This window comes from Selenomonas sp. ND2010, assembly GCF_000702005.1.
Taxonomy (GTDB): Bacteria; Bacillota; Negativicutes; order Selenomonadales; family Selenomonadaceae; genus Selenomonas_A.
Window position 1 is genome coordinate 1 of record NZ_JNKI01000048.1, and the last position, 8712, is coordinate 8712.

Here is an 8712-nt window from a genome sequence, read left to right on the forward strand (position 1 = left end):
ATGCCTGTATGGTTCCACCTGTTCCCATACCGAACACAGTAGTTAAGCATACAGAGGCCGAAAGTACTTGTCTGGAGACGGACTGGGAGGATAGGTAATTGCCGGTTTTGATTCCTCGATAGCTCAGTCGGTAGAGCACCTGACTGTTAATCAGGCTGTCGCAGGTTCGAATCCTGCTCGAGGAGCCAATTTTGTTCATACCCTGGGGTGATTGGGGTATAGCCAAGTCGGTTAAGGCACGGGACTTTGACTCCCGCATCCGCTGGTTCGAGTCCAGCTACCCCAGCCAGATATGGTTCACTAGCTCAGTTGGTAGAGCACCTGACTTTTAATCAGGGTGTCCCGGGTTCGAATCCCGGGTGAGCCACCATTTTTTAACATCATTCCACTTGATTGTTTTTGGCGCGTTGGTCAAGCGGTTAAGACACCGCCCTTTCACGGCGGCTTCATGGGTTCGAATCCCATACGCGTCACCATTTATCATGACTCACTAGCTCAACTGGCAGAGCAACTGACTCTTAATCAGTAGGTTCACGGTTCGATTCCGTGGTGGGTCACCATTTTATGGGCGATTAGCTCAGCTGGGAGAGCGCCTGCCTTACAAGCAGGATGTCAGCAGTTCGATCCTGTTATCGCCCACCATATTATGGCCCGGTAGTTTAGTTGGTTAGAATGCCGCCCTGTCACGGCGGAGGTCAGGGGTTCAAGTCCCCTTCGGGTCGCCATTTTGATTTTTAACGCCTTATGGCGTTATAAATATATATGCAACTTGTTAAAATGCCTCTGTAGCTCAGTTGGTAGAGCAGGGGACTGAAAATCCCCGTGTCAGTGGTTCGATTCCGCTCGGAGGCACCATTTTTTCAAGCTGGTGTAGCTCAATTGGTAGAGCAGCTGACTTGTAATCAGCAGGTTGGGGGTTCAATTCCTCTCGCCAGCTCCACTTGTTTTATTTGCGGGTGTAGCTCAATGGTAGAGCTCCAGCCTTCCAAGCTGATCACGTGGGTTCGATTCCCATCACCCGCTCCATTATTGATATGTTACTGCCGGGGTGGCGGAACTGGCAGACGCAACGGACTTAAAATCCGTCGGTTGGAAACAACCGTACCGGTTCGATTCCGGTCCTCGGCACCACCTTTTTTGAAGGCGGTTAATTTAATAGTTATTATGCGGACGTGGCGGAATCGGCAGACGCGCTAGTTTCAGGTACTAGTGGTGGTGACATCGTGGAGGTTCAAGTCCTCTCGTCCGCACCATATATATTCTTTCTTTTTATGCGGTTGTGGCGGAATTGGCAGACGCGCTACTTTGAGGGGGTAGTGTTCACAAGACGTATGGGTTCAAGTCCCATCAACCGCACCATTGAAAATTTACCATCTGATTGTTTTGTCAGATGGTTTTTTTGTGTTATTATCGAAAAGATATATCCTGGATTGAAAAATTTTAGTAAAGGTGTTGACAATACAATCTATTTCACGTATAATGTTTTATGTTGATTCGGTGCTTTTACCGAGTGACAACTGAATATGCGGATGTGGCGGAATCGGCAGACGCGCTAGTTTCAGGTACTAGTGGTGGTGACATCGTGGAGGTTCAAGTCCTCTCATCCGCACCATGTTATTGCGGTCGTGGCGGAATTGGCAGACGCGCTACTTTGAGGGGGTAGTGTTCACAAGACGTATGGGTTCAAGTCCCATCGACCGCACCATTGAAATTTTAGCTCAGACTTTTGTCTGGGCTTTTCTTGTATCGTAAGACTTTGGTAAGGAGGTAAAATATGAAATATTTGCAGGCGATAGGCATCGGTGGTTATATCCTGCTAGTGGGATTATTCCTGCCGCTTCGTTGTTTAGCGGCTTCGATAACGCCGCAGGAGGCGGAACTTTATTTTACTTCAAGCCTGGTTTCTATGGCGGCCTATAGTGAGGGACTGAACATTATGACTCGTGAATGGCTGCAGGAGAGTGGTTGGTACTTTGATTCGCGGGAGAATATCAATAAGGTAGCGGATGGCCGCTTTCATCTCGTTTCGCGTAATCTTAGGGGAAATCAGTCGGTATATTTTCTGGCCTTTCCGGGGACAGAGCGACTGAAAGATGCTGAAATTGATTTTCGGGTCAAGCGCGTCGTGTTTGGCGGAAAAACGCCGCAGGAATTCAAAGCTATGGCAGCTTTGGCGGATCATAATGGTTCACAACCGCTGGTACATCAGGGATTTAATGATTATATTCAGGTGGCACTTTTTCAACAGCCGCTGGATGAGTTTGGCAATCGCACTGCTGGCGAATTCTTGGCGCAGGAATTGCGGGAAAATCCCAATGAAATTTTGTATTTGACCGGTCATAGTTTGGGCGGTGCTTCAGCGACGCTTGCTGCTGCGCGTTTTGCTGATTTGGGGGTTCGGCCGGAACAGCTGCAGGTAATTACTTTTGGGGCGCCAGCTGTTGGCAATGAGACATTTGCCCGTTTATATGAGCATAAGATGAATCTCACGCGGATTACCATGGCTGCTGATCCCGTTAAAAGTGTTTTGCAGTCATTGACTGGTGGATTTGTTCAGTTTGGGAAAAAGATTGTCTGGAAGAACAATAAGTTTGAGCGGTTTGATCATGACATGGTCCTGTATCTGGATCAAAGTTTACGGGCTTATCAAGATACACATCCAGAACAGGAACCAACACCGGCGATGATGCAGGGAACACCGGTCAAGCTCAGTGGCGGTATTTATGTTGCTCCGTTCGAATTTAAATTGGATAAGAAGCTGCAACAGGATCTGCCTTATATGAAACGTTCCCTGAAGGAATCTTTGCAACAGGCGTATGCGCCGCTCATTCTGTCGGAATCTACGGAAAAAAAGAGTTTGGCCGCGCTGTGTGCGGAGCAAAAACAGGCTGGGGCTCGTTATATTTTGCTGGAACGATTTACTGGCCACCAAATTCGAAATGAGCATAATAATTTCCGTATGATGATGGAGGAAGAGCTCTATGATACGGATGGGAATTTGTTGACTATGCAGACGACTAGTGCTACGACCCAAAATCTTACCCCGATTGAAGCAATGGTGTATTTGCAGTTCCAGGCAAAAGAGCAGCGGGATAAGTTCCTGCAGTAAAGAATTTTCAGGCGGGAAATTTACTGTGTACAGAATACATAAAAAACTCTGAAAACTTATTGACAATCAGCAAAACTTCGGGTATAGTAAAGGTAAGCTAAAGGAAAGAAGTTCAGGGCTTTCCAATAGCAGCCGGCATGTCAATAAGCAAAGGGAGGAGATTCCGATGGGCTGGTAAGAACCCCATGGGAAAAGGTACATGGAAAAGATAACAAAACGTAGGAAATAACCGCCAATTGGTGACGAGAAAGCCGTTGGCGGTTGTTTTCTGTTATCGATTACCCTGTGTTATATTTGAGAGGAGATTCTAATGGAGAAAGCTAAGGTTTATTTTACAGATTTTCGCGTGCAGGTTGGTACGAGCTTGTTGCAAAAACTTAAAACGCTGTGCATTGCTGCAGGCATCAAGAAGATTGACATGGAGGGTAAATTTGTAGCAATCAAAATGCATTTTGGCGAGCTTGGGAATATGGCATTCCTTCGCCCGCAGTATGCAAAAGTTATTGCCGATATCGTCAAGGAGCAGGGCGGTATTCCTTTTCTGACCGATTGTAATACGCTTTATCCAGGCAGCCGCAAGCATGCTTTGGAGCATTTGGATTGTGCGAATTTCAATGGATTTAATCCTACGACTACGGGGTGCCAAATTCTCATTGGCGATGGCTTGAAAGGCACTGATGATATCGAGGTGCCCGTTAAGAATGGGGAATATGTAAAGGCCGCCAAAATTGGCCGGGCGATTATGGATGCGGATATTGTAATCAGTCTTTCGCATTTTAAAGGGCATGAGATGACAGGCTTTGGTGGCGCCATCAAGAATATTGGTATGGGCTGTGGAAGCCGTGCGGGCAAAATGGAGCAGCATTCTTCGGGAAAATGTGTTGTCAATGAAGAGCGCTGCCGTGGCTGCCGCAAGTGTGCCAAGGAGTGCGGCTCGAATGCGATTACCTATGAGAACAACAAGGCGGTGATTCATGCAGATCTCTGCAAAGGCTGTGGCCGCTGTATTGGTGCGTGTGGTTTTTCCGCGATTCGCAACGAACAGTGGGATGCTGGCGATCTTTTGGATAAGAAGATGGCCGAGTATGCACAGGCTGTGGTTCAGGATCGTCCCTGCTTCCATGTTAGCTTGGCGATGGATATCTCGCCGAATTGTGACTGCCATGGGGAGAATGATGCGCCCATTTTACCGAACGTCGGCATGTTTGCTTCCTTTGATCCCGTGGCGATTGACCAAGCGTGTGTGGATGCCTGCCAGCAGATGACAGCAATCGAAAACAGCCAGCTCGGCGATAATCTGAAACAGCCGGATTGGCATCATCATCATGACGTGTTTATGGATAATAATCCGAATGTTCACTGGAAGGAAACCCTCGAACATGCTGAGAAAATCGGCATGGGAACCCGGGCGTATGAACTGGTAAAGCTGAAATAATCAGGGCGCGTGGAAATCAGGCAGGATTTTGATGGCAATAGCGCGAATGATATATAGGACAAACTAGAAAACGAAGGAATGTGTTGACATGATTGTACTATCGGAATTACTGGCAATCCTGCCGGAAAAACAGCAGGTCGAAATCAAAGATTATAAGGGTGAAATCGCAGCCGTCCCAGAGAAGTATATGTGTCTGCCGGTGGGCGAGATGCATGCACAGGATTCGGTATTGATAATTGAAATTGCCGATGTAGATAAGCTTTCGATTGAAGAAATGTGCGCACTGCTATTCAAGGGGAAGGGAAAGGAGTCTGAACTTTTCCGTCGCCGCTTTTCCGATGAAGAGTAATAAAAAGATTAAGATTGCCTAAGAGATGCCGCCTTTGTTAAGGCGGCATTATTTTTCCCTTAAAGTTTACATAAATCCCATGAATCTCTAATATTACTGATGGATAATGTAAAAAAAGAGAGATTCTGTATCAAAATAAGGGAGGAATATGTATGGGGATTCATGCAATCAGCGGAATCGGTGCTTTACACTATGAGAATCAATATTCGGATTCCTCCACGGGAAACAAAAGCAAAGAGGCGCCTGCCAATTTCCGTGAGATCCTCGCGCGGGCAACGGCACAGGACAAGGCAGAAGAAAAGCCGATGGCTGGTACGATTACTGTCACGAAGCTGCTTCCAGATGGAACCTTGGTCATTCGGAAGATGCAAGGTGAGCGTATTATTTCCGAAACGAAGCTAAGTGGGGCAACGGTCCAGCAGCAGCGGAACCGGCAGGTTTCTGGAAATTTGTTTGCGCAAGCATATATGGCGGGAAATCGCGTTGCTGCGGGGTCTTTGTTCAGTGCAACGGTTTGATGAGGGGAATTGTCACGTTGCGAGGACAAAGCAAAAAAATATTTGTGAATCGTTAAATGTGTACGAGCGTAGTAAGTTACTGGCTTGTACACATTTTTTTGTGTAAATTTGTCTACTTGATAGTTACAAATTTACATAATGTCCTTGAAATTAAGACATTTTTAGAATAAAATAAGAAAATACTTATGATTTAAGGAGGTAAGGAAATGGGTATTAGACAAAAGTTTTTTACATTGGCGGGTGTGGCCGGTGTAATCATGGCAATAGTATCTGGTGTGGGATACTATCTTGCCAGCAGCCATCTGAGGAACAGTGTCGAACGGGAAATCACGTTTACGATGCAAGGTTCCGCGAATAAATTGGATGGCTGGCTGTTAGCCAAAAAGCAGGTGGCGGTTTCGGCAGCCGATCTTATGGCAAAACAGGATGATGGAACGAAATCACCAGAACAGTTGCGGTCTTTGTTGGCGGTAGCTGGTGAGGATGTGAATGCTGTTTCGGATTTGGTAATGGGAAACAGCGATGGTACTATTGTGGGGTATCGGGCTGGAAATCTAGCGCCAAAACTCAATCCGCGTACCATGCGGTTCTATAATTTGCCCAAGGCTTCGGGACAGGTAGAATTCATGGATACCTATGTCGATCGGATTACGGGGAAATTGGTAGTTTCGATTGCCGCACCGTATCATGATGCGGCTGGTGCTTATCGAGGAGCGGTTTGTGAAGATATCTTCCTGGATATTCTCAGTGAGGAGGTTAAGGAGCTAAAATTCCAGGGAGAAGGAACTGGGTATATCTTCGATAATGCGGGCAATATCATCGCTACGGAAGATCAGGACGCCTTGAATAAGAATGTGGCGGATTTGCCGGAATTCCAACAGGAATACGAGCGAATGACACAGCAGGAAACTGGATTTACTACGGTCGAGAAGAATGGTGAAGACATGGTCCTGGCGTATGCGAAAATCCCCAGCACCAATTGGATGGTCGGAATTCTTGTACCGGAGGCGGTAATTTACAGTCAGCTTACGACCTTGAAATGGACGTATGGTATTTTGACGTTGGTGGGCATTTTATTGATTGTCTTTGCCTGCCTGCAGTTTGCGACGGGAATTACGCGCCGTATTTTAGAGCTTAAGGAACATGCCGCAGAATTAGCAGAGGGAAATTTGAGCGGGAAAGATCTTATGAATCTGGAGGCCGATGAATTGGGAGACCTTGGCCGAGGATTCAATGTCATGAAGGCACATATCAAGAAGCTCATAACGCAGATGAGTGCGACTTCTGAGCAGGTGGCTGCTTCAAGTGAGGAACTGACGGCAAGTGCGCAGCAATCTGCAGATGCCTCTACTAATGTAGCGCAGACCGTAGCCGAGGTTGCAGCTGGTGTGTCAGAACAGACCGGTCATGTGGACAAAGCGGCCAAGAATGTTCAGGAAGTAGTTGCCCAGCTGAGCGGTGTGGTCGAACAGATTACGGAGATTACGGAGATGACGGTGGCGGCGGCTAAGGCTGCCAGCAATGGCCAGGTCTTGATGGAACAGGCCATAAATCGTATGGAGAAGATTGAGGCAAGTGTTGGTGATTCGGCAGGTGTCGTAGCAAAACTTGGCAAGCATTCGCAAGAAATTGGTGCTATCATTGATACGATTTCCGGCATTGCGGAGCAGACGAATCTTTTGGCGCTTAATGCGGCCATTGAGGCTGCGCGCGCTGGGGAACAGGGCCGAGGATTCTCCGTGGTGGCGGATGAGGTCCGCAAGCTCGCAGAGCAATCTCAGGCAGCTACGGAGGAAATCCGTCAGCGCATTGGAGCCGTTCAGAGCGGTACTGGTGATGCGGTAAGCAGCATGCAGGCTGGTACGGATGAAGTTCAGGATGGCGCTAAGGCAATCCGTGCGGTAGGCGAGGAGTTCCGTAGTATTATGCAGCGGGTTACTGCCATCAAAGAGCGTATGGCAAAGATCGATGCGGCGGTACAGGTAGTATCTGCCGGCGGTTCGCAGATTGAGAATGCCGTAAATAGCATCGATACCGTAAGCCGCAAGACGGCAGAACAGACGGAGTCGATTTCGGCAGCTACCGAAGAACAGTCTGCTTCGACGCAGGAGATTGCAGCAGCTTCGCAGTCTTTGGCTAAGATGGCTTCCGAGCTTCAGGATATGGCAGCAAAATTCCGAGTATAGCGAGAAGAAAATCAAGAAACGAGAAAGAGGTTTGCTTTTGCGGCAAACCTCTTTTGTGATATGATAGGGATAAATGATGCGCAGGAGGATGTAGAAATGAAAATAGCTGCAACGGATTTTGATGGAACCCTTTGCCCTATCGGGGAGCCTATTCCCGAGGAAAATATCCGGGCGATAAAAGCCTGGCAGGCTGCCGGTAATAAATTTGGCATTGCCACGGGAAGAGGGCTTTCGCTTATTCGCGAAGCGGTGAATCAATATGATGATTTGAAACTGGATTTCCTTGTTTGCAATAATGGAGCGGTGTCGCTGGATGAACAGGGAAATATGATGCATTGTCAGGCAATCGCACCCGACGTTTTGCGTGGGCTTTTGTCGATGGATGTTGTACAGGATGAACGCTATTCGCTGTTGGTATTTACGGCACATAAGGTCTATAGTATCCGTCCGAATCCGTTGATTCCTATCGAATTGATTCCGCCGATTTCCGTAGAGCAGGCATTGCAGCTTTCAGATGTGGTGCAAATCAGTATGAAATTCACGACGCCGGAGGAGGCTCAGCAGGTATCGGATGATATTCATGCGAAATACCCGAGCTTGGGCGGCAATATCAATCGCAGCTATCTCGATATTAACGATGTGCTAAGTGACAAGGGCTGGGGGTTGCAAAAGATGCTCGATTCTGGCGCGTGGAAGGGAAAGGAACTGTTGGTGATTGGCGATGATAAGAATGATTTGCCAATGATTGAACGGTTTCATGGATTTACGGTTGCTACGGCCAAGCCTTTTATGCAGGAAGCTGCAGCGAAGGTGTATGATACTGTTGGGGCGATGCTGTTAGATAATATGTGAATCGCGGCAAAAAATTACAGTTTATCGGTTAGTGGAGCTTTATTCGAAGCAACTCTTCGCCGCCGCTAGGGGCAGTGCCAACACTACGCGGGAGATGTTTTTCTAAACGAAATTTTTATCCTTAATTAAGCATCGAAAAAGTTGCAAAACGCGCTTCGCTTGAACGGTAGCAATTTTTCGACGAACGGTGAGGATAAAAATTTCGTTCTTCACGAAAAACATCAAACGCTTCGTTTATGGCACTGCCCCTAGCGGCGGCTGAG

At 47.5% G+C, this 8712-nt stretch carries 6 protein-coding genes, 15 tRNA genes and 1 rRNA gene; all 22 read left to right on the forward strand.

Annotated features, from left to right (window positions below; genetic code table 11):
• Positions 1 to 107: ribosomal RNA gene (rrf, locus tag T504_RS0111685) — 5S ribosomal RNA — on the forward strand; the annotation flags it as partial.
• A gap of 5 nt (positions 108 to 112) precedes the next feature.
• Positions 113 to 188, forward strand: a tRNA-Asn gene (locus T504_RS0111690).
• Between the two features lie 24 nt (positions 189 to 212).
• Positions 213 to 289, forward strand: a tRNA-Gln gene (locus T504_RS0111695).
• 5 nt (positions 290 to 294) lie between these two features.
• Positions 295 to 370, forward strand: a tRNA-Lys gene (locus T504_RS0111700).
• Between the two features lie 31 nt (positions 371 to 401).
• Positions 402 to 476 (forward strand) — tRNA-Glu (locus T504_RS0111705).
• An 8-nt stretch (positions 477 to 484) separates the two neighbouring features.
• A tRNA-Lys gene (locus tag T504_RS0111710) sits at positions 485 to 560 on the forward strand.
• Positions 561 to 566: 6 nt separating this feature from the next.
• Positions 567 to 642 (forward strand) — tRNA-Val (locus tag T504_RS0111715).
• A gap of 6 nt (positions 643 to 648) precedes the next feature.
• Positions 649 to 725 (forward strand) — tRNA-Asp (locus tag T504_RS0111720).
• 54 nt (positions 726 to 779) lie between these two features.
• Positions 780 to 855: transfer RNA gene (locus T504_RS0111725), tRNA-Phe, on the forward strand.
• A 9-nt stretch (positions 856 to 864) separates the two neighbouring features.
• Positions 865 to 940 (forward strand) — tRNA-Thr (locus T504_RS0111730).
• A 12-nt stretch (positions 941 to 952) separates the two neighbouring features.
• Positions 953 to 1026: transfer RNA gene (locus tag T504_RS0111735), tRNA-Gly, on the forward strand.
• A gap of 16 nt (positions 1027 to 1042) precedes the next feature.
• A tRNA-Leu gene (locus T504_RS0111740) sits at positions 1043 to 1131 on the forward strand.
• A 35-nt stretch (positions 1132 to 1166) separates the two neighbouring features.
• Positions 1167 to 1253: transfer RNA gene (locus T504_RS0111745), tRNA-Leu, on the forward strand.
• Between the two features lie 20 nt (positions 1254 to 1273).
• Positions 1274 to 1359 (forward strand) — tRNA-Leu (locus tag T504_RS0111750).
• Between the two features lie 166 nt (positions 1360 to 1525).
• Positions 1526 to 1612, forward strand: a tRNA-Leu gene (locus tag T504_RS0111755).
• Positions 1613 to 1619: 7 nt separating this feature from the next.
• Positions 1620 to 1705 (forward strand) — tRNA-Leu (locus tag T504_RS0111760).
• Positions 1706 to 1774: 69 nt separating this feature from the next.
• A complete protein-coding gene (locus T504_RS0111765) occupies positions 1775 to 3109 on the forward strand; it encodes a lipase family protein (protein WP_051635354.1) in 1335 nt (444 codons plus the stop codon).
• A 310-nt stretch (positions 3110 to 3419) separates the two neighbouring features.
• Positions 3420 to 4544: a DUF362 domain-containing protein gene (locus tag T504_RS0111770; RefSeq protein ID WP_033171257.1), complete on the forward strand. Its 1125-nt coding sequence runs from the start codon at positions 3420 to 3422 to the stop codon at positions 4542 to 4544.
• 88 nt (positions 4545 to 4632) lie between these two features.
• Positions 4633 to 4893 carry a hypothetical protein gene (locus T504_RS0111775; RefSeq protein ID WP_033171258.1) on the forward strand — a complete coding sequence of 87 codons (261 nt, stop codon included), beginning with the start codon at positions 4633 to 4635 and terminating at the stop codon, positions 4891 to 4893.
• 152 nt (positions 4894 to 5045) lie between these two features.
• Positions 5046 to 5411 (forward strand): hypothetical protein, encoded by a 366-nt coding sequence (locus T504_RS0111780; RefSeq protein WP_033171259.1) that lies wholly within the window; start codon positions 5046 to 5048, stop codon positions 5409 to 5411.
• A gap of 206 nt (positions 5412 to 5617) precedes the next feature.
• Entirely contained in the window at positions 5618 to 7597 is a 1980-nt protein-coding gene (locus T504_RS0111785) for a methyl-accepting chemotaxis protein (RefSeq protein ID WP_033171260.1), read from the forward strand.
• Positions 7598 to 7693: 96 nt separating this feature from the next.
• Positions 7694 to 8449 (forward strand): HAD-IIB family hydrolase, encoded by a 756-nt coding sequence (locus T504_RS0111790; protein ID WP_033171261.1) that lies wholly within the window; start codon positions 7694 to 7696, stop codon positions 8447 to 8449.
• The last annotated feature ends 263 nt before the right edge of the window (positions 8450 to 8712 follow it).

What these genes read in the sequence shown, in the direction of transcription:
- T504_RS0111770 (WP_033171257.1), top strand. Translation starts at nt 3,420, where the DNA reads ATGGAGAAAGCTAAGGTTTATTTTACAGATTTTCGCGTGCAGGTTGGT.
- T504_RS0111765 (WP_051635354.1), top strand. Translation starts at nt 1,775, where the DNA reads ATGAAATATTTGCAGGCGATAGGCATCGGTGGTTATATCCTGCTAGTG.
- T504_RS0111785 (WP_033171260.1), top strand. Translation starts at nt 5,618, where the DNA reads ATGGGTATTAGACAAAAGTTTTTTACATTGGCGGGTGTGGCCGGTGTA.
- T504_RS0111775 (WP_033171258.1), top strand. Translation starts at nt 4,633, where the DNA reads ATGATTGTACTATCGGAATTACTGGCAATCCTGCCGGAAAAACAGCAG.
- T504_RS0111780 (WP_033171259.1), top strand. Translation starts at nt 5,046, where the DNA reads ATGGGGATTCATGCAATCAGCGGAATCGGTGCTTTACACTATGAGAAT.
- T504_RS0111790 (WP_033171261.1), top strand. Translation starts at nt 7,694, where the DNA reads ATGAAAATAGCTGCAACGGATTTTGATGGAACCCTTTGCCCTATCGGG.